Source organism: Acinetobacter cumulans (assembly GCF_003024525.3).
Classification (GTDB): Bacteria; Pseudomonadota; Gammaproteobacteria; order Pseudomonadales; family Moraxellaceae; genus Acinetobacter; species Acinetobacter cumulans.
Window position 1 is genome coordinate 262,594 of record NZ_CP035934.2, and the last position, 21,188, is coordinate 283,781.

At 41.6% G+C, this 21,188-nt stretch carries 21 protein-coding genes; 16 read left to right on the top strand and 5 right to left on the bottom strand.

The genetic code is table 11. The features are described 5' to 3' along the window. Window positions 1-18 precede the first annotated feature (18 nt). The 5 genes from C9E88_RS01185 to C9E88_RS01205 all read left to right on the top strand — a co-directional run bounded on the left by C9E88_RS01185 (window position 19) and on the right by C9E88_RS01205 (window position 6,997). Window positions 19-486, top strand: a complete 468-nt coding sequence (locus C9E88_RS01185; RefSeq protein ID WP_106983839.1) for a YchJ family protein — start codon at window positions 19-21, stop codon at window positions 484-486. A gap of 61 nt (window positions 487-547) precedes the next feature. After that, complete coding sequence (locus C9E88_RS01190) at window positions 548-1,192, top strand: trimeric intracellular cation channel family protein (RefSeq protein ID WP_106983840.1); 645 nt, start codon at window positions 548-550, stop codon at window positions 1,190-1,192. A gap of 126 nt (window positions 1,193-1,318) precedes the next feature. After that, a complete protein-coding gene (niaP, locus tag C9E88_RS01195) occupies window positions 1,319-2,638 on the top strand; it encodes a niacin transporter NiaP (RefSeq protein WP_106983841.1) in 1,320 nt (439 codons plus the stop codon). 314 nt (window positions 2,639-2,952) lie between these two features. Then, on the top strand, window positions 2,953-5,172 hold the full coding sequence (parC, locus tag C9E88_RS01200) for a DNA topoisomerase IV subunit A (RefSeq protein ID WP_106983842.1): 2,220 nt from the start codon (window positions 2,953-2,955) through the stop codon (window positions 5,170-5,172). A gap of 148 nt (window positions 5,173-5,320) precedes the next feature. Next, a complete protein-coding gene (locus C9E88_RS01205; protein ID WP_106983843.1) occupies window positions 5,321-6,997 on the top strand; it encodes an AMP-binding protein in 1,677 nt (558 codons plus the stop codon). A 54-nt stretch (window positions 6,998-7,051) separates the two neighbouring features. Here C9E88_RS01205 and C9E88_RS01210 read toward each other — a convergent pair whose 3' ends face one another. Continuing rightward, window positions 7,052-7,438, bottom strand: coding sequence for a hypothetical protein (locus C9E88_RS01210; protein WP_106983844.1), 387 nt, complete (start codon window positions 7,436-7,438; stop codon window positions 7,052-7,054). Between the two features lie 108 nt (window positions 7,439-7,546). Between C9E88_RS01210 and C9E88_RS01215 the strand changes: the two genes are divergently transcribed. Together C9E88_RS01215 and ppa are read left to right on the top strand one after the other, a co-directional pair. Next, window positions 7,547-7,948, top strand: coding sequence for an MAPEG family protein (locus C9E88_RS01215; protein WP_106984091.1), 402 nt, complete (start codon window positions 7,547-7,549; stop codon window positions 7,946-7,948). 110 nt (window positions 7,949-8,058) lie between these two features. Then, window positions 8,059-8,595 (top strand): inorganic diphosphatase, encoded by a 537-nt coding sequence (ppa, locus tag C9E88_RS01220; protein WP_106983845.1) that lies wholly within the window; start codon window positions 8,059-8,061, stop codon window positions 8,593-8,595. Window positions 8,596-8,700: 105 nt separating this feature from the next. On the opposite strand, the gene C9E88_RS01225 is transcribed toward ppa, so the two are convergent. Then, window positions 8,701-10,005, bottom strand: coding sequence for an OprD family outer membrane porin (locus C9E88_RS01225; RefSeq protein WP_106983846.1), 1,305 nt, complete (start codon window positions 10,003-10,005; stop codon window positions 8,701-8,703). Window positions 10,006-10,573: 568 nt separating this feature from the next. On the opposite strand from C9E88_RS01225, the gene C9E88_RS01230 reads away from it, so the two are divergent. Together C9E88_RS01230 and C9E88_RS01235 are read left to right on the top strand one after the other, a co-directional pair. Next, the gene (locus tag C9E88_RS01230; RefSeq protein WP_106983847.1) at window positions 10,574-11,344 is read left to right on the top strand and encodes a TorF family putative porin; all 771 of its coding nucleotides are present in this window, start codon (window positions 10,574-10,576) and stop codon (window positions 11,342-11,344) included. Window positions 11,345-11,716: 372 nt separating this feature from the next. Then, entirely contained in the window at window positions 11,717-12,481 is a 765-nt protein-coding gene (locus C9E88_RS01235) for a TorF family putative porin (RefSeq protein WP_106983848.1), read from the top strand. A 105-nt stretch (window positions 12,482-12,586) separates the two neighbouring features. On the opposite strand, the gene C9E88_RS01240 is transcribed toward C9E88_RS01235, so the two are convergent. Then, a complete protein-coding gene (locus C9E88_RS01240) occupies window positions 12,587-14,071 on the bottom strand; it encodes a YifB family Mg chelatase-like AAA ATPase (RefSeq protein ID WP_106983849.1) in 1,485 nt (494 codons plus the stop codon). A 66-nt stretch (window positions 14,072-14,137) separates the two neighbouring features. Beyond that, window positions 14,138-14,365, bottom strand: a complete 228-nt coding sequence (locus C9E88_RS01245) for an accessory factor UbiK family protein (protein ID WP_106983850.1) — start codon at window positions 14,363-14,365, stop codon at window positions 14,138-14,140. 274 nt (window positions 14,366-14,639) lie between these two features. Between C9E88_RS01245 and glnK the strand changes: the two genes are divergently transcribed. The 7 genes from glnK (at window position 14,640) to C9E88_RS01280 (ending at window position 20,797) form a co-directional block, all read left to right on the top strand. Next, window positions 14,640-14,978: a P-II family nitrogen regulator gene (glnK, locus tag C9E88_RS01250; RefSeq protein ID WP_004650081.1), complete on the top strand. Its 339-nt coding sequence runs from the start codon at window positions 14,640-14,642 to the stop codon at window positions 14,976-14,978. 62 nt (window positions 14,979-15,040) lie between these two features. Further along, a complete protein-coding gene (locus tag C9E88_RS01255) occupies window positions 15,041-16,438 on the top strand; it encodes an ammonium transporter (RefSeq protein WP_106983851.1) in 1,398 nt (465 codons plus the stop codon). Window positions 16,439-16,590: 152 nt separating this feature from the next. Then, window positions 16,591-17,049 (top strand): transcriptional regulator NrdR, encoded by a 459-nt coding sequence (gene nrdR / locus C9E88_RS01260; RefSeq protein WP_106983852.1) that lies wholly within the window; start codon window positions 16,591-16,593, stop codon window positions 17,047-17,049. Window positions 17,050-17,075: 26 nt separating this feature from the next. After that, window positions 17,076-18,158, top strand: a complete 1,083-nt coding sequence (ribD, locus tag C9E88_RS01265; RefSeq protein WP_106983853.1) for a bifunctional diaminohydroxyphosphoribosylaminopyrimidine deaminase/5-amino-6-(5-phosphoribosylamino)uracil reductase RibD — start codon at window positions 17,076-17,078, stop codon at window positions 18,156-18,158. Next, window positions 18,155-19,453, top strand: a complete 1,299-nt coding sequence (locus C9E88_RS01270; protein ID WP_106983854.1) for a DNA adenine methylase — start codon at window positions 18,155-18,157, stop codon at window positions 19,451-19,453. The genes ribD and C9E88_RS01270 overlap by 4 nt, the downstream gene beginning before the upstream one ends. 24 nt (window positions 19,454-19,477) lie before the next feature. Further along, complete coding sequence (locus C9E88_RS01275; protein WP_106983855.1) at window positions 19,478-20,137, top strand: riboflavin synthase; 660 nt, start codon at window positions 19,478-19,480, stop codon at window positions 20,135-20,137. A gap of 111 nt (window positions 20,138-20,248) precedes the next feature. Further along, window positions 20,249-20,797, top strand: coding sequence for a VTT domain-containing protein (locus C9E88_RS01280; protein WP_106983856.1), 549 nt, complete (start codon window positions 20,249-20,251; stop codon window positions 20,795-20,797). 58 nt (window positions 20,798-20,855) lie between these two features. Here C9E88_RS01280 and C9E88_RS01285 read toward each other — a convergent pair whose 3' ends face one another. Beyond that, on the bottom strand, window positions 20,856-21,071 hold the full coding sequence (locus tag C9E88_RS01285; RefSeq protein ID WP_106983857.1) for a hypothetical protein: 216 nt from the start codon (window positions 21,069-21,071) through the stop codon (window positions 20,856-20,858). Between the last annotated feature and the right edge of the window lie 117 nt (window positions 21,072-21,188).

Here is a 21,188-nt window from a genome sequence, read left to right on the forward strand (position 1 = left end):
ATTTGCAGAGTAACAAACATGTCAGAAATACAGTGTCCATGTGGTTTAGGCGTGTATGCCGAGTGTTGCCAGCTTTTACATACAGGTCGTGAACAAGCCCAAACCGCTGCCCAGTTAATGCGATCTCGTTACAGTGCTTTTGCCTTACAGCAAATTGACTATATCGTTGCGACGACGGCACAAGGTCAGCAAGCCTTCTTAGATGTCCCTGCGATTACAGCTTGGAGTAAGGACAATCAATGGTTGAAGTTAGAGGTGGTACAAGCCCAAGAAAAGCTAGATAAAACGCATGCGCAAGTCGAATTTAAAGCGCATTATCATGATGGTCAGCAAGCACATATACACCATGAAATTTCACATTTTGTGAAGCACAATACGGCTTGGTATTTTCTCGATCCGACTGTAGAGATGCAAATCACCATGAAACAGCCGTGTATTTGTGGTTCAACGAAAAAATTTAAGCAATGCTGTGCGCAATTTCTGTAACTTTTTCTAAAATTTGACTTAGAATAGCGCGCATCTTTTACCCATCAGCGGATGAAGGGCAATGTTACTCACCATTATTTATATCATTGCAATTACGGCAGAGGCCATGACAGGAGCGTTGTCTGCGGGACGACGTAGTATGGACTGGTTTGGGGTGGTGCTGATTGCCTGTGTGACTGCCTTAGGTGGTGGTTCAGTGCGTGACGTATTGCTGGGACATTATCCGCTGACATGGGTTAAACATCCTGAATACCTGATTCTGACATGCTGTGCCGCTTTTGTGACTATTTTAATTGCCAAGTGGATGCGTCACTTACGCAATATTTTCTTGTTGCTGGATGCCCTTGGTCTGATTGGCTTTACCATTATTGGTTGCCAAATTGCATTAGAAATGGGACATGGTTTTGTGGTGTGCGCAGTTGCGGGTGTTTTGACGGGTGTCTCTGGCGGTATTTTACGTGACATTTTATGTAACGATGTGCCACTGGTATTCCGCCGTGAGCTGTATGCGTCTATTTCCTTTGTTGCAGTCATTTGTTATTGGATCTGTCTAGAACTCGGTTTATCACTAGAGCTAACCGTGATTGCTACCTTAGTCTTTGGTTTTAGCTTACGTGTGATTGCGATCTATTTTGGCTTAGAAATGCCGAAATTTATTTATAAAGACGATGACGAACAGTCAGCATCTTCTAAAGACCTCTCTTAGTTTCATAGTAGAATGACCGTGAGTGATCATGGTCATTCTGCATCTCACACAATACTTAAAATAGCAAAATCATAATTCCTGTTGTGAAGGCAGCATGCATTCTTTCACCCTATCAGAGATCTTGTTATGGATTTAGTCTCACGCATACAGCGTCTGCCAATTGGACGCTTTCACTACACTTTATTGTTGGTCATCGGGCTAGGCTGGATGTTTGATGCCATGGATACGGGTTTAATTTCCTTTATCTTGGCCAAAATGGCTGAAGACTGGGCCATGACACCTGCTGAAAAGGGTTGGGTGGTATCTATTGGCTTTGTGGGTATGGCAATTGGTGCAGTGTGCTCAGGCGCTTTAGCTGATCGTATTGGGCGTAAAACTGTTTTTGCTGTCACTTTGGTGATTTACAGTCTTGCGACAGCAGCCTGTGCTTTTGCTCCCAACTTAACTTGGCTTTTGCTATTTCGTTTTGTGGTCGGTCTAGGTTTGGGTGGTCAGCTTCCGGTTGCTGTAACTTTGGTGAGTGAATATATACCTGCTCATGTGCGTGGGCGCTTTATTGTATTACTAGAAAGTTTTTGGGGCTTGGGCTGGTTGGTGGCTGCCTTGGTTTCTTATTTTGTGATTCCAAATTTTAATTGGCATGCAGCCTTTTTAATTGGGGGCTTGCCTGCACTATATGCCATCGTTATTTGGAAGTTTGTGCCTGAGTCTATTCCGTATTTAATTAACCGTGGCCGTCATGCTGAAGCACATGCCTTGGTTAAAAAAATTGAAGCCAAGTGCGGTGTAGAGGTGATTGAAATATTTGAAGTGAAGCCTGTTGCGCAGCAGCAAAATGTGTCATTTAAACAGCTCTGGTCGGGTGTATTTGCACGCCGTACCCTGATGCTGTGGCTCATTTGGTTTGGTATTGTTTATTCGTATTATGGCATTTTTACCTGGTTGCCAAGCTTATTGGTCAAACAAGGTTATACCATTGTGCAGTCTTTCGAATATGTACTGGTCATGATTTTAGCGCAGTTGCCAGGTTATATCGTGGCAGCATGGTTGGTCGAAAAATTAGGACGCAAAGCCACGTTGGCAGGCTTTATTGGCATGTGCGCAGTATCGGCGTATTTCTTTGGACAGGCAGAAACCGTCACGATGATTGTGGTTTGGGGCTGTTTAATGTCTTTCTTCAACCTTGGTGCATGGGGCGTACTGTATACCTATACACCAGAACAATATCCAGCCAATATTCGCGCTTTTGGTTCGGGCTGGGCAGCCGCCATTGGCCGTATGGGGGGGATTGTCGCGCCCTTGGCAGTCACGCACATGATGGTCATGAACAATGGCTTTAGTATGGTCTTTACCATGTTTACTGCCGTACTGTTTGCGGTTGCCTTTGTGATTTTGGTCTTGGGTGAAGAAACCAAAGGCAAAACTTTAGAGTCTTTAGGCTTATAAGTTTGGACAAAACAATTTGTTTTGGCAGTGCATCTAAATTCAGCGGATCACTGGCGTGAAAGCATGAATGCCCAACCTAAAGCAAACATCAGCAGGTGGTACAGATTAAATTCTGTGACCTGCTTTTTTTTGTGCTTGAAAATTCAAATTAGAAGTTGAACATTTATCATAAAGTGGATAATTTTACGGCAATAGAGCTGTCTTAAGACAAGATTTGTCGCTGTGTGTAAGTTTCGCCACTTGTGTCCAGCACGGCAGAGACATAGCATAAGAACCCATATACAAAAACGAATTTATTAGGATTAAAGGTTGTTATGACAAGCCTTGCGCATCATGCGACAGAAAACCGTTCCGTAGCAGAATTTACCGAACAAGCTTATCTTAATTACGCCATGTACGTGATTATGGACCGTGCTTTGCCACATATTAGTGATGGTCTTAAACCTGTACAGCGCCGTATTGTCTATGCCATGAGTGAGTTAGGCCTCAAGCCCACAGGTAAGCCAAAAAAGTCTGCACGTACTGTGGGTGACGTCTTGGGTAAATATCACCCACATGGTGACTCGGCATGTTATGAAGCAATGGTGCTTATGGCACAGCCGTTTAGCTATCGTTATCCATTTATTGAAGGTCAAGGCAACTGGGGTTCACCCGATGATCCAAAGTCCTTCGCTGCCATGCGTTATACCGAAGCAAAGCTATCGGCCTACAGTGATTTGCTGCTCTCTGAACTCGGTCAAGGCACCTGTGATTGGCAGGATAACTTTGACGGTTCAATGAAAGAACCTGTAAATTTGCCTGCGCGCGTTCCTAATATTTTATTAAACGGGACAACGGGTATTGCAGTCGGGATGGCCACCGATATCCCGCCACATAACTTACGCGAAGTGGTCAAAGGCACGATTGCTCTTATTCGTAATCCAAATCTAACGGATGAGAAGGTTGCAGAGTATATTCCTGGGCCAGACTTACCGACCAAAGCCGAAATTATCACGGCGCCGGATGAATTACTGAAAATTCAAACGACGGGTCGTGGTAGTTACCGTACCCGCGCAGTTTATACGATCGACAAAAATGAAATCGTGATTACTGAGCTACCTTACCAAGTTTCTGGCTCTAAAGTCATTTCGCAAATTGCAGATCAGATGCAGGCGAAAAAACTGCCGTTGGTCAGTGATTTACGTGATGAATCAGACCATGCAAATCCTACGCGTTTAGTGATTGTCTTACGTTCAAATCGTATTGATGCTGAAGCGGTCATGAGCCACTTATTCGCAACAACTGACCTTGAGTCTAGCTATCGCGTCAACATGAATATGATTGGTGCAGATGGCCGTCCACAAGTGAAATCGATTCGTCGTATTTTGTTGGAATGGATTGAAATCCGTAAGACAACGGTAACGCGTCGTTTGCAATATCATTTAAATAAAATCGAAAAGCGTTTGCATATTTTGGGTGGCTTGATTGTGGCCTACCTAAATATTGATGAAGTGATTCGAATTATTCGTGAAGAAGATCAACCTAAACCGGTATTAATGGAACGCTTTGGGATTGATGAGATTCAGGCAGAAGCCATTTTAGAACTTAAGTTACGCCATTTGGCCAAACTTGAAGAAATGGAAATGCGCCGTGAGCAAGAAGAGTTGGAAGCTCGTGCAGCCATTATTCGTGAACAATTGGCCAACCCTGAATCACTCAAATCATTAATTATTAACGAACTCAAAGACGATGCGAAAAAATTTGGTGATGATCGACGTTCGCCAATTGTGCAACGTGAAGATTCACATGCGATCAATGAGCAGGACATGATGCCAGCTGATCCTGTAACGGTTGTGTTATCGGAAGCAGGTTGGATTCGTTCAGCGAAAGGCCACGACGTTGATGCCGAAAATCTAAATTTCCGCGCTGGTGATCAATACTTAAGTCATGCACAAGGTAAGTCAAATCAACGTGTATATGTCTTGGATGAATCTGGCCGTAGTTATGCTTTAGCGATTAATACTTTGCCATCAGCACGTGGTTTAGGTGAGCCTTTAAGTTCAAAATTATCTCCTGCAAGTGGCGTTGGCTTTAAACAGGTGTTTATGGCAGAGGATGATGCTGAGCTTTTAGCACTGAGTAATAAAGGTTATGGCTTTAAAACCCAAGCCAAAAACTTAGACACCAATGCCAAAGCTGGTAAGGCTTTCCTAACGTTATCTGACGATGCAAATCCATTGCCTTTACATGCGATTGAGCAATATACACATCTTGCACTGCTCAGTTCAGCAGGCCGTTTATTGTTAATTGACCTACAAGATTTGCCAAGTCTGAATAAAGGTAAGGGTAATAAATTGATACAACTTGAAGGCAAAGATCAAATTGTATCCATGACAACACTTAACCTAGATGAAATAATTCAAGTGCTTGCAGGAAATCAGCAATTAAAGCTAAAAGGTGATGACTTGCAGAAGTATATTGGGAAGCGTGCCTCTAAAGGTGTGCTATTGCCTAGGGGATATCAAAAAGCAAATAAACTGTTGATTCAAAGATAACACTAGCATCCATTGATCGAAATACGTTATATATGCATATATTCGAGAAATGGATGCGATATTAAGCAGTAACAAGTTAAATAAAGAATGCTTAGTATTGAGAAAAACAGTTGAATTATTAAGGATTTGTACAGGAGAATTGGGCATTATGGAAAAGATTTGGTTCGCAGAATACCAAAAGACAGGAATTCCAGAGACTGTAGAGTTACCGCAAGAAAATAGCTCATTGGTAGATATTTTTGAACGTAACTTCCAAAAATTTGGTTCACGTGATGCCTTTATCTTCATGGATAAAACCATCACTTTCGACCAGTTAGAAGAAGCAAGCCGTAAATTTGCGACATACTTACAAAGTTTAGGTTTGGCAAAAGGCTCACGTGTTGCCGTTATGATGCCAAACGTACTGCAATACCCAGTCGTGGCTTTAGGTGTATTCCGCGCGGGCCTCGTTCTTGTTAACGTAAACCCACTTTATACCGCACGTGAATTAGAGCATCAATTAAATGACTCTGGTGCAGAAGCATTAGTGATTGTTGAAAACTTTGCTTCTGTATATCAAGCAATTATTGGTAAAACGCCAGTGAAGCATGTGGTTATTGCTTCTGTTGGTGACATGCTTGGTGTATTAAAAGGCACATTAGTGAATTTTGTATTACGTTCTGTACGTAAGCAAATTCCAGCATGGAATATTCCAGGCCACATTCGCTTTAATGCGGCAATGGCAAAAGTGAGCGCGAGCAACTATAAACGTCCAAACTTAACCTTAAGTGATACAGCTGTATTGCAATATACAGGGGGTACAACGGGCGTTTCTAAAGGTGCTGAGCTGACTCACCGCAACCTAGTAGCAAACATGTTGCAATGTGATGGTATTTTCCAAAGCAAATTTGGCCAACAAGATGGCCAGCCAGATGATCGTATCTTCTGTGCATTGCCGTTGTATCACATCTTTGCATTTATGGTGTGTGCACTTTACGGTATGTACAAAGGTCAAGCCAACGTACTTATTCCTAACCCGCGCGATCTTCCAGCGGTGATCAAAGAATTACGTAAGTACCAGCCTACATTCTTCCCTGCTGTAAATACCTTGTTTAACGCATTGGTGAACAATGAAGAGTTTAAGCAACTTGATCACAGCAAAATGAAGATGGCGATGGGTGGTGGTATGGCGGTATTGCCGTCTACAGCTGAAGCATGGAAAAAAGTGACTGGTACAAACATTATTGAAGGTTATGGTCTTTCAGAAACTTCACCTGTTGCAACAGCTAACCCGCCTGCATCAATGGAATTCAGCGGTACGATTGGTATTCCATTGCCATTAACTGAAGTTGCTATTTTAGATGATGAAGGCAATGAAGTTGCTTTGGGTGAACAAGGCGAAATCTCGATTCGTGGCCCACAAGTGATGAAAGGCTACTGGAACCGCCCAGACGAAACTGCCAAAGTAATGTTTAATGGTTACTTCCGTACGGGTGACATCGGTGTGATGGATCCACGTGGTTATGTGAAGATTGTTGACCGTAAAAAAGACATGATTTTGGTATCTGGTTTTAACGTGTATCCAGCCGAAATTGAAGAAGTGATTGCCAAACATCCAAAAGTGCTAGAAGTGGCGGCAATTGGTGTGGCTGATGAAAAATCAGGTGAAGTGCCAAAACTCTTTGTTGTGAAAAAAGATCCATCTTTAACGACAGAAGAGATTCTTGCATTTGCGAAAGAAAACTTAACTGGCTATAAACGCCCTCGTTATGTTGAATTTATGGATGAATTACCAAAATCGAACGTAGGTAAAATTCTACGTAAAGATTTGCGTAAAACTGCCTAATCTTTCCGATCTAAAAAAAAGCGCCTAAGGGCGCTTTTTTTATTGCTACATGTTTTAAATACTTTTTTTCATTAGCCAGCGATCAAAATAGCGTCGACCTACACCAAAGACACCTAAGAAAATAAACATGGTGCCAAATTGGCGGCTAAAGCCTGAGCTGTTAAAGGTGCCATAACTTAAAATATTATCAATTAGGCAAAACACTAAAATTGCCAGTGCCCAATGCCAAAGTGGCCAGCGTTTAATGGCGGTGGCATAAAAGGAAATCCACATCATGACAAAGGTCAGTAGGGTAGACCATACATTGAGATTGGCGCAAATTACACACAGTAAAAAGGCCGCAATGGGAAGAACGACTTTTAAAACACGATCAACTTGCTTCTGATGACCGCGTTGCTGCGCTAGTGCATCATAAATTTGCTGTTGTTCTGGACTGACCATGGCAGAACCTATATACACAATTTAATAAAACACTCTATTTAACAAAATTTATTCACGAAATGCCATGCTATGATGCTTTTAAATACTTTTCATTATGAGAAAAAACAAATGCAAAGCATAAGTGGGATCATTTATCTCATTTTGGGGGCTTGTCTACTCCCTTATGTTTTTACAATGATTGCAAAAAAAGCGGCAGGGTTTACAGCCAAAGATCACCAAAACCCACGTGAAGCATTGGCAAAAGCAGAAGGTTTAGCCAGTCGTGCCAATGCTGTACAGCAAAATAGCTTTGAAAGTTTACCTTTATTTATTGCAGCCGTACTCATGGCTGAATATATGGTGATGCCACAGCGACTGATTATGACCTTTGGTATTGCCTACTTGGTCTGTCGTGTAATATACGGAATATGCTATTTAAAAAATTGGGCAGCTTTACGTACCATCATTTGGTTATTGTCGATGTTGTGCCCAGTGACCATGTTGTTGTTGATTATAAAATTGACGTCTTAAGTTTTTTTAGATGAAATTTTAAGACGAAGATGCAAAATCAGAAAAAATGAAACAAAAACCGTTATAATTATGCCGGTTTAAAAGATTTAACTAGTTTAAAGAGTGATGCTATGAGCTACAGCAATATCCCTGCGGGTAAAGATGCACCTAACGACATCTATGTAATTATTGAAATTCCTGCAAATGCAGCGCCAATCAAATACGAAATCGACAAAGATTCTGACGCTTTGTTTGTAGACCGTTTCATGGGTACAGCAATGTTCTACCCAGCGAACTACGGTTATGTACCAAATACATTGTCACTTGATGGTGACCCGCTTGACGTATTGGTTGTGACACCACACCCAGTTGAGCCAGGTTCAGTAATTCGTTGCCGTCCAGTGGGCAAATTGAACATGGAAGACGACGGTGGTGTAGATGCGAAACTTGTTGCAGTTCCACACGACAAATTGACGCCAATCTACAAAGATATTCAAGAATATACAGATCTTCCTCCGTTGTTGATCAGCCAAATTGAACACTTCTTCCAACACTACAAAGACTTAGAACCAGGCAAATGGGTTAAGTTAAGTGGTTGGGAAGGTGCTGATGTTGCAAAACAAGAAGTATTGAGCTCAATTGCTGCATACCAAGAAGCAAATAAATAATTGCTTTTTGGGAATGAGGCCCAGTCATTTTAGTTGTGACTGAGCCATAAAAAAACCTGCATCAAGTGCAGGTTTTTTTATGGCTGTCTTAAACAGACTGAAAACTTAGAAAAGTTTTACAGGGATGTCTAAGAAGATACGCCATTCATTGGTGTCAGGCATGTAAACGTTGTTATACGCTTGGTCTGCACGGTAAATCGAGTTACGTAGGCGAAGGCTGGCATCTTTAGCAAAACCAGATTGAACTGTGTATTTCACTTGGTTAAAGAATTCGCTTTCAGTTGCGCTGTTATCTGTTGGGGTTTTGATATCCCAGCCATAAACATAAGCAGATGTCCAGTTCAAGCCAGGAATGCCATAGTCAGCAAAGTTCAAATTGTATTGCACTTGTGCTGATTTTTCGTGGTTACCAATAAAGTCTGAAAGGTATGAGTTCGCCACGTAAATTGATTGCGCGCCATCGGCATTTTCGCCGTAGTCATAACCTGTGTTGCCTGTGTTTTGTTGGTAAGCCAACATCACAGAGTGTGCACCTTGGTTCAAGGTACCAGACAAAGACCAAATGCTGTTGCTACGGCCATCAACGTCTTTATTACCAATCGTAGATGAGTAAGTTCCAGCTTGTTTGTCCCACTTTGTATGGTAGCCATTAAAGTCTAAAGTCAAAGAGCGTTGTTCAGCCAACGGTAATGTATAGTTAGCATTGATGTAATGGCGCTCTAATTTATCTTCGCTGTCTAAGCCATAGTAAGATGCATTCAATTGATCATCAAACTTGTACTTCGCACCCCAAACGATCGCATTATCTAAATGACGGCCATCTGTATTGATTTGGTCTGAGTATTGGTTTTTGGTAAATTTACCTGCAACCAATTCAAGGTTTTGAATTTCACGGCTTTTAATTAAAGTACCTTCAAAGTATTCAGGCACCATACGTGCAGTATTACTTGCAAGAACAGGAAGGTCTAAAACTTGAGTACCATATTCAACAGTTGTGTTTGAAACACGTGCTTTCACACTCGCACCACCACGAGCCCAGTGGTCGTAAGTATCACCAGCACCTTTCTTGAGAACGCCTTTGCTATCTAGGCCTGTTTCACGTGGAATCATGCCGTTACCTGCATGTTTGTTATCACCCAATTTGAATGATGCATCACCTGTAACATTGACACCAAAACCAACTACACCTTGAGTAAAGCCAGATTCTAATTTTACAATTGCAGATTGAGCTGTTGAACGGTTGTCTGGTTCGCCTTTTTTATCGCGATCAATAAAACCAGTACGGAACAATACAGTACCGTTAGCATCTTCTACAAAGCCTTTCGATTCGCTTTGTTCGCTTGCATATACAGAAGAAATTAGAGCAGCGTTTACAAGTAACGCCAGTGTCAATTGTTTTGATTTAAGCATTGGGAGAGAGCCTCATGCGAAAAGATGTTGTGAAAAGGTATGTCGATTGTATAAGTATTCTCTAAAAATACATTACTTTTATTGAATTTATACAACTAAAGTCATGCATTTTTCAGATAAGTAGTATTTGTGATATTTCTAAGCTATTAGAGAAAACTGAAATATATTTTTAATAGTTAGTAAAAACATAAAGATAGTTGGATCTAATCTTGATGAAGCTTTGGTGCTTGTCATTGCTAGGATGACTAAGTTGGGAGGTGACTGATGCGGTATTGAGTTTTTAGATAATTTTTATTTTTTCAAAATTAAAATTTAACTTTTAATCAAAATTAGCCCAATGATTTAAAGCATGAAGAAAGTTTAATAAAGATATATAAATAACATTAAAAAAATAATAAAAAATATGCATGTATGTCGGCATGATGATTAAAAAATAGAGTTCCTTATAAATATCAACGTTGTTTTTGATTGGTAAACTTTACTCAATGGTAAAGTGAGACTAGAATTTGCACGAAAATTTGAACGACAAAATGCCAGAACACTTTTTAAACTTTTGGGGGATTCTATTATGCCATTCATTTCACTTCGCCGTGCGCTCTGTGTCGCGCTTTCATTGTATGCACTCCCAACATGGGCTTCAGAAATAACGGATGCCGAGACTCATGCAATTTCAGGCAGTGTGTCTATCGTAAATAAATATATTTACCGTGGTGGTGAAGAAAATGATGATGTGACTCTCCAAGGTGGTGTGCAATATGATCATCAAAGTGGTGTGTTTGCAGGATATTGGGGTTCAATGTTGGGCTATGATCCCACAGATGAAACTCAAAATAGTGGCTTTGAACATGATGTCTATATTGGTTACGGCCGTCAATTGAATGATCAATGGAGCTATAGCAGTCAAGTGACTGCCTATATTTATGAAGGTGGGGGCACTGTTTATAACGACGACCGTTCATCAAAGCGCCGTACGACAGGAATTGAGCTTAACAATACGCTCAACTACCAAGATCTGAGTTTTGGGCTAGGTGTGTTGTTATCCGATGTAGATTATGGCAATGCTGGAGATGTATATCTCAGCGCAGCTTATCAATATGCACTACCTTATGAGGTCACCGCAAAAGCATTAGTGGCGGCATATATTTATAATGATCATGGCGATGATGATTTTGTAGAAACACGTAAAAGCTTTCGTTTTAATGAAGCTCGCTTAGGTTTAAGCAAAGCTTTAGGCAGTACTGGTGCCGAAGTTTTTGTTGAACAAGTATGGGGTGGTAAAGACCGTATGGGTGAAAAATTTGATAATCCAACATTGGTCGGCTTGAACTATAACTTTTAATTTATGAGCCTCACTTGAGCAAAACAAACTGCTTTTGAGCATAAAGTGCATAAATACAAATTTATGCACTTTTTTTATGCATTTTTTTAGGTTGCTGATTAAAAAGTGTGCTTTAAAGGCGCTTTAATATATAAATCGTTACATGTTGAAGTGGTGCCTGCTTTCTGGCGAACTTGCCAAAATGTATGCAGCACAAAAATACTATTTTAGATTTTAATATTTAAATTTTTATAAAAATAATGATAAAAAACAATTAAATAGTATTTAATATTAAATGATTGAGTGGTAATTTTATGCTTGTGAACTCAAAGTTGGCACAGCACTTGCTAATCCCTGTTGAGTATTCAAAATAAAATCGGGTGGGGATTTAAAATGTTAAAAAAACTATTGGCTGTATCTGTATTGGCAACAACATCTGGCGCTGTATTGGCAGAAGATAAAGCTGCAATGCCATTTGGTCTATCTTTTAGCGGTAATGCAGCGATCACAACAGATTATCGTTTCCGCGGTATTACACAAACAGAAACAGATCCAGCATTACAAGCAGGCTTTACTTTAGCGCATGAGTCAGGTGTTTATGTTGGCCTTTGGGGTTCAAGCGTGAACTTTGGTTCAGGTACGCCAAGCTTAGAATTAGATCCTTCTATTGGTTATGCAACAACTTTAGAAAGCTTTAGTAGCAAGCCAGTATTGGATGTAGGTGTGGTTTATTATAACTACCCAAGCGCAAGCGATTTAAATTGGGCGGAGTTATATGGAAAATTAACTTTTGCTGATGTATTTACGTCGGGCGATAGCTTACTCACCAACATTAACTATACCAATGATTATGCTGCATTCGACACCAGTAGCTGGAATTTCACTGCAGGTTATTCGGCACCCATTGGTGATACGGGCTTTGGCGCTGTGGCAGGTGTTGGCTATACGGTTGTAAATGATGAGAAAAAATATTCATTCAATGGCGATGATAATTACATCGATTGGAAAGTCGGTGTGAACTATGGCTTTAAGTCTATTCCAGGTGCTACGGCTGAATTGGCAGCAGTGGGCACAAACATTGATACTAAAGGTTTCACACATGCTCAAGAGCGTGGCGTAGAAACTGGTGCAGTATTTACGCTAACGAAGACTTTCTAATAAAGCTCAGCGTAAACTAGCTTTTAATAAGTTATAACAAAAGCCCTGAATACATTGTGTATTCAGGGCTTTTTTAGCATTGTATTTTTGCTAAGCAAAGATTGATTAGGATGGACTGCGATAGGACAAGGCTTCTGTTAAATGCGCCGTTTGAATCTGCTCGGCCTGTGCGAGGTCTGCAATGGTACGTGCAACGCGTAGAACACGATGATACGCCCGTGCCGATAAATTGAGTCGTTGTTGGGCCATAGCCATGATGCTTTGCGCTGCCGTATCCAGCTGGGCAAATTGTTCTAATTGCTTAGGGCTAAGTGCCATGTTCACCGTGTTTTGCCGTTGTATTTGATATTCGTAGGCTTGTAATACACGTGCGCGAACTGTGGTCGAGTTTTCTACAGCTTGTTGATTATTTAACTCATGTGCATGTAGTGGTGGTACATCAATATGCAGATCAATGCGGTCGAGTAAAGGCCCAGAAATTCGATTTTGATAGCGTTTAATTGCATCGGGTGAGCACTGGCAACGCGCATCTTGGTTAAATGCATAACCACATGGGCAAGGGTTCATGGCAGCCACCAACTGAAAGTTGGCTGGAAAGGTAATTTGGCGTGATGCCCGTGAAATGACAATCTCTTTAGATTCCAGCGGTTGCCTTAAAACTTCCAAGACTTTGCGGTCAAACTCAGGGAGTTCATCTAAAAAAAGCACTCCTAAATGTGCCAAGGTAATTTCCCCAGGTTTTGGGTTTGAACCACCTCCCACTAAGGCAATTGCAGATGCCGTATGGTGTGGGGCTCGAAAGGGGCGTTGTCCAAAGTGATGCTGACTATTGGCGATAGAATAAATACTGGCGACTTCAATGTTTTCCTGCATATTCAGTGGCGGTAATATACTTGCCAAACGTGAAGCCAATAAGGTTTTTCCAGTGCCTGGTGGACCTTTAAACAATAATGAATGTCCACCTGCAGCGGCAATTTCGAGGGCACGTCGTGGACGAAGTTGGCCTTTAACATCGGCCAAGTCAAAATTGTATTGACCTATTATGGATGTACTCGGTGCGGTGTAGGCAGTAATAGGTGCTTTTTGGGCCAGATGTGCACATACTTCATTTAAATGCCCTGCAGCAAAGACTTCAAAATTAGGGAGCTGCGCAGCCTCAGTGGCATTTTGTTGGGGCACAATGAGTGGATGTCCCAGTTGTTGGCAGGCAATAGCGATACTTAAGATGCCTGTAATTGGGCGTAAATGGCCATCAAGCGCCAACTCTCCAACAAATTCTAGCCCTTCTGCAGCCTGTTCAGGCAATTGACCAGAGGCAATCAAAATCCCTAAAGCAATCGGAAGGTCTAAACGAGAGCCATCTTTGGGGAGATCTGCTGGGGCTAAATTAATCGTTAGTCGCTTGTTTGGAAACTGAAAACCACTATTGATAATGGCAGAACGGACGCGGTCTTTACTCTCACGAACAGCGGCTTCTGGTAGTCCCACAATAGTTAAAGAGGGCAAGCCTTGACTCAAATGCACTTCTACTTCAATTAAAGGTGCATGTAAGCCCAAGAGCCCTCGGGTATAGATTTTGGCAAAAGACATATTGTTGTTCCATTATAGTGCGTTTTTTTTAATCATTATGCGTCTGTTGCTGCACCTATTTGGTGCTTATTTTTTGTTCTGTAATTCTTTTTCGAGTTGCTCAACGTGTGCCAAGAGGGCATCTAAGCGTGAATTTGCATGATTTAAAGCTGTACGTTGGCGTTCAATCTCTGCTTGTGAGACCAAATCCATTTTGCTGACAGTTTCATTTAATAGTGCTCGTATATTGTGTTCAATATCTTTTTTGGGTTGTTCAATTTGCTCAAGAATAGCTTGTAATAAGGTTTCAATCATTTTATGTCTAATCCAATCATAAAATAGCGAGTGTAGCATTCACACTGGTTCGGCTATAGCCTTCGGCCGATTATATCGTATGAATCGATACTTAAAATCGTAATTCTTATGGTAAAAACGTCTAATTTTCGCGTTCAAGACGCAATTAAACGTATAAAATAGGTTATACATAAGCTTCGTGTTCAAAGTTTCTATTTTCCCCCGACCTTAGTAACTTTGGCATGAAAATTGAACATAAAACCTTACAGGTGAAATAAGCCGAAGGAAAACAAACATGAAACTTGTAACTGCTATTGTAAAACCATTCAAATTAGATGACGTGCGTGAAGCATTGTCTGAAATTGGTGTTCAAGGGATCACGGTAACTGAAGTCAAAGGTTTTGGCCGTCAAAAAGGTCATACTGAATTGTACCGTGGTGCTGAGTATGTAGTTGATTTTTTACCTAAAGTAAAAATTGAAATTGCGATTAGTGATGAAATGGTTGATTCAGTGATTGAATCAATTACCCGTGTTGCAAGCACAGGTAAAATTGGCGACGGTAAAATTTTCGTGACTAACTTAGAACAAGTTATCCGTATTCGTACCGGCGAAACAGGTGCTGACGCTGTCTAATTAATTGGCACGAAGTTTGCTGAGTACCTAATAACTCACAAAAACTAGGTTGGGGGATACGAATGAAAAAGATGTTGCTTGCGCTCAGTCTATCTGGCGCACTCTTAGGCGGTTCTGTTGCGTGGGCTGAAGAAGCTGCAACAGCGCCGACACCTACAGAAGAAATTTCAGTTGTAGAAACTGAGGCTACTTCAGCGGCACCAGTCGCTGAAACCGTTGCACCGGTGGAAGTTCCACCAGCACCAGCAAAAGAAGAAGTAAAACTGGACACAGGTGATACGGCTTGGATTTTAGTGTCTACTGCACTTGTTTTATTAATGACTATTCCAGGTTTAGCATTATTCTACGGTGGTATGGTTCGTAAAAAGAACGTACTCAGCACTATGGCACATAGCTTTGTAGCAGCTGGCATCGTAAGCTTAACATGGGTTGTTATTGGTTATTCGCTCGCATTTAGCTCAGGAAATGCCTTCATTGGTGGTTTAGATAAAATGATGCTTTCAGGCATTACCACTGATGCACTCACAGGCACAATCCCTGAAATTCTATTTGTTATTTTCCAAATGACGTTTGCCATCATTACCGTTGCAATTATTAGCGGTTCGATTGCAGAACGTATGAAGTTTGGTGCATTCGTTGCGTTCATTACGCTTTGGAGTGTAATCGTTTATGCCCCAATTACACACTGGGTGTGGGGTGGTGGCTGGTTAGGTAACGATGGTGCGCTTGACTTTGCTGGTGGTACGGTCGTTCATATTAACTCGGGTGTTGCAGGCTTAGTGGCTGCATACATGCTCGGTAAACGTATGGGGCTAGGTCGTGAATCTATGGCACCACACAACTTAACTTTAACTGTGATTGGTGCAAGCTTAGTTTGGGTGGGTTGGTTTGGTTTTAACGGTGGTTCTGCATTAGGTGCAAATGGTTCAGCTGGTTATGCACTCGTGGTGACACAAGTGGCAGCAGCTGCAGCAGCTATTGCATGGCTCATCACTGAAAAAGTGGTTCGTGGTAAATCATCGGTACTTGGTGGTGCGTCTGGTGCGGTTGCAGGTCTAGTGGTGATTACACCAGCTGCAGGTTTTGTCACTGTAGGCGGTGCCTTAGCAATGGGCTTGATTGGTGGTGTAGTATGCTTCTGGGGTATTACCGCATTAAAACGCGTATTAAAAGCCGACGATTCACTTGATGCATTTGGTTTGCACGGTGTAGGCGGTATTGTGGGTGCGATTTTGACAGCATTCTTTGCCAGCTCTTTCATCATGGGCGATAAAGCACCAACAGACGTGATGCATCAATTATGGGTACAAGTAGAAGGTGTACTTGCAACCGTCGCTTACTCTGCAGTATTAACATTCATTATTCTTAAAGTGATTGATCTTGTGATTGGTATCCGCGTTGAAGCTGATGACGAACGCATGGGTCTAGACTTAAGCCAACATGGCGAACGTGTAGAATAATAATTCGACATTATACTGATGATCTAATATCAATATATTGTGTAAAACAGCCCGAAAGGGCTGTTTTTTTTCTATATGTTGCGTAATGCTCTACAAAGCTCAGAATTTTTGCTACACTCTGAGGCCATTCAAAATTGTTCAATTAACCCGCTATGCATTGTCCATTTTGCAACGCTGCAGACAGTAAAGTGATTGATTCGCGCTTGGCTGCTGAAGGCTGTCAAATTCGCCGACGCCGTGAATGTATTTGTTGTGGCGAGCGTTTTACGACTTTTGAAAGTTATGAAGTGGTTATGCCACGTGTTATTAAGTCAGATGGTAAAAATGAGCCTTTTGATGAGGCCAAATTAAGACGCTCATTGCTACATGCTTTACAAAAACGTCCCGTGACTCAAGAACAAATTGAAACCGTATTGAGTGACATTCAACTGCAAATTCGTCGTTTAGGCGAGCGAGATGTGAAATCACGAACCATTGGTGAAATTGTCATGCAGTCTTTATTTGCCTTAGATCATGTGGCTTATGTACGATTTGCATCGGTTTATCAAGATTTCCAAGATGTGGAAGCATTTCGTCGTCAAATCGAACAGATGCAACACCGCGATCAGTAAGTGAAAGATATAGGAATACGCACAACATGTCAGAGCTGAGCCCAGACCAAATATGGATGCAACGTGCGATTGCATTGGCACAGCTTGGGCAATACTCGACACGCCCAAATCCCAATGTTGGTTGTGTATTGGTAAAAGACGGCCAGCAGGTGGGTGCAGGTTTTCATCCTAAAGCGGGGCAACCGCATGCAGAAGTGTTTGCCATGCGTGAAGCTGGCGCTTTAGCCCAAGGTGCGACGGCTTATGTGACTTTAGAACCTTGCGCGCATTTTGGACGTACGCCTCCATGTGCCAAAGGTTTGGTTGAAGCAGGTGTTGCAAAAGTAGTTGTGGCTTGTCCAGACCCGAATCCATTGGTTGCGGGTAAAGGCGTTCAAATTTTAAAAGATGCGGGTATTGAGGTTGAAGTTGGGGTATGTGAAGCAGAAGCCCACCAGCTTAACTTGGGCTTTTTGAAAGCCATGGCGACAGGTCAGCCTTATGTACGTTTGAAAGTTGCATCGAGTTTGGATGGTCGTACCGCGATGGCTTCGGGTGAGTCAAAGTGGATTACAGGCCCAGAAGCACGCTTAGATGTACAACATTGGCGGGCAATTTCGGGTGTGGTCATTACAGGAATTGAAACGGTATTGGCGGATGATTGCCAGTTAAATGTACGCCAATTATCAGCAGATATAGATCTCAACACAGTTGTACAACCCAAGCGTTTAGTCTTAGACCGTCAAGGTCGCTTAGCTTTAACGGCTAAACTATGTGAACAGCCTGAAACTTTAATGGTCATGGGGCCATATCGTCAGGAACTTGCAGATTTAGGTGTAGAACAAATCGAGGTTCAACCTTTAACGGATTTAATCTCGCTTCTTGCGCAGCAGTATCAAATTTATGACGTGTTGGTAGAAGCAGGTGCAACATTATCGACTGCCTTTTTACAAGAAAAACTGGTAGATGAAATTATTAGTTATGTTGCGCCGACCTTTTTAGGGTCGTCAGCACGTGCCATGTTTAATGCTGAATTTAGTGTGATGGCAGAACAACTTCGCTTTAAGCTCAAACATGTTGCCCAATTCGGTCAAGATGTTCGCTTGAGCCTTATTCCAGAGTCAGTATGAGTACAGAGTCTACGTCTACGGTTTATCATAAACGTCGCCATGCAGCACGTACCACAGATGAATATCTTTTTCATCAATTGGTGCCGTACTTAGGGAACAAACGTCGTTTACTGCATTTGATTTTAGAAGCCCTTGAGCAAACAGGCACATTGAATCGTGAAGATGGTCGAGCACCTATTTTTGCCGATTTTTTTGCAGGCTCAGGTGTGGTTTCACGCTTAGCACGACAAAATGGTTATCGTGTGATTGCCAATGACTGGGAACCATATAGTCATGCATTAAATAGCGCAGTATTATCTTGCGTTGAAGCACCTACATTTAAAGAATTGGGTGGCTATCAAAAAGCCATTGATTATCTTAATCGCCTACCTGAAGTGAAGGGTTGGGTGACGCATAATTTGTGCCCGCGTAATGATGAGATTTACGATCCTAGCCGTGACCGTTTGTTCTTTAAACGCCGTAATGGTATGCGTATTGATGCTATTCGCCAGCAAATTGCCACTTGGCAAACTCAAGGTGCAATTAATGACGTTGAAATGTCGGCACTGTTGGCGCCTTTATTATATTCGGCAAGTTTTGTATCAAATACTTCAGGGGTGTTTAAAAGCTTCCACCATGGTTGGGGCGGTAAAACACAGACTGCATTAGAGCGTATTGAGTCTTTACTGTGGTTAACGCCAAGTCGTTTTTGTGAATTGGGTGATCCGAAAAAGCCTGCCGCTGAGATGTGGTGTGTTGATGCACAACATTTGGCAAATCAAATGAGTGGCTTTGAAGTGGATGTGGCTTATTTAGATCCACCTTATAACCAACATGCGTATAGTTCTAACTATCATGTACTTAATGCGCTGACTTTGTGGGATCAGGTAGATTTACCTACACCAGATACCAAAGGCTTTAAAAGTGGTATTGACCGTGCATGGCGTAAAGAGCGTCCGAGTCCCTATAACTCGTCCAAGCATGCTCAAGAAGCTTATGAAAAATTAGTCGAAACAATTAATGCACGTTATATTTTGACTAGCTATTCAACGGATGGAAATATTAGTGCGACAGACTTGTTGCAAGCCAATTTAAAACGTGGCCGTGTGACCTTATTAACACAAGATGTACCACGTTATCGTGTGAGTAAACAGCGTCAGTCTGAGCGTGCACGTGTACTGGAATTTATTGTGATTACAGATACGCATGCAAAGTCAGGCCCACCAATACGCCAATTACTTGGGCAGTTGCATCATTTTGCAGAGCTTGGTGGGGTAGATACAACCGATGTCAGCACACAATTGGCATTGTGGTAAAACAAATACAATTTAGAGAAGCGTATGTTTACAGGCATTATTGAAAGTTTAGGTCAGGTCGAAAGTATCCAAAATGTTGGGGGCGATGTACGTTTACGCATTCAAACTGATTTGGATATGTCGGATGTGCATTTAGGCGATTCAATCGCAACCAATGGGATCTGCTTAACCGTCATTGATTGGGGCTCAAATTGGTATGCAGCCGACGTTTCACGTGAAAGTTTGAATCGAACAACTTTGGGTGCATGGCAAGTAGGCCAGCCTGTGAATGTTGAAAAAGCAATGCTTCCGACCACACGTTTTGGCGGGCATATTGTCTCTGGTCATGTTGATGTCGTTGGTGAAATTACCTTAGTACGCTCAGATGCACGCTCATTGTATTTTGAAGTGACTGCACCTGCTGAAGTGGCAAAATATTTAGCAGAAAAAGGTTCAATTACAGTCGATGGTATTAGCCTGACCATCAATCATCTCAATGGCAATGTATTGAGTTTAAATTTAATTCCACATACTGCTGAGCGTACCAATATTGGTACATGGAAAGCAGGCACGCGTGTGAATTTAGAAGTTGATGTGTTGGCACGTTATATTGAGCGCTTATTGCTGGGAGATAAAGCAGCAGAAGCCAAGGCAGAATCTAAAATTAGTCTCGATTTTTTGGCTGAAAATGGTTTCCTAAGATAAAAAAATAAAGCGGTAAAAACGAACAGTTTGATTGAAAAATTGGACTGTTTTTTTTATTTTAGGTCATAATGCGCTCGTGATGAACGTGATTGCAGAAATTGGATTGGGTTGATGATTGATTTTTTACTGAATTTAGAACAATGGTTGCCCATGCTGTTAGAGCAATACGGTTTGTGGATTTATGCCATTTTATTTTTGGTGATTTTTGCAGAAACTGGTTCAGTATTTATGTTTTTCTTGCCAGGAGACAGTTTGTTGCTGGCGATTGGTGCGCTGTGCTCAACAACAGAACTAATACATTTACATTATATGATCCTACTTTTGTTTATTGCATCGGTATTGGGATATAGCGTGAATTACTACACGGGAAGTGTATTGGGACTCAAATACTTCAATCAGCATAATCGTTACTTTAAGCCAGAATATTTAGCAAAAACCAATCGTTATTTTATGAAGCATGGTGGCAAAACCATTTTAGTCGCACGTTTTGTTCCGTTTGTACGTTCATTTGCACCTTTTGCAGCAGGTTCGGCGCACATGAATTTTGCCATGTTTAGCTTTTATAATGTGGTAGGTGGTCTGATTTGGATTGGGTTGCTATTGGGAATTGGTTATGGCTTAGGTCATACAGTCTCGGCGGTGGCGGAGCTGATTCCCTAACGGATTGGTGACGGATCAAAAAATTGAAAGCCTGCAATGTTGCAGGCTTTTTACTGTATTAATGTTTGATGACTTGCAGTGATGCAGTGGCATCAGACGTCATGTGGTCAATATTTTGAATTGAAAATAACCCTTTTTCAGCTTCACGTGTTAAAAAAATACGAATGGAGTGAAAGTCGGAGTGGCTCAGCCATAGTGAGCGTGCCGAAATTTCCCAAGTTTCCCCAGTCGGCAATGCCGAAATTTTTTGAGTAATGTCGCTTAAGATGTCCATTTTAGACTCCTGATGAAAGGATGTGGCCAGGCTTAAGGCTGGCCTATGAACATCTTGTTGCAATCATGTGTCAGTTTGATGACAAATAATCTATCCCAAAGAATTTTTTAAGTTGAT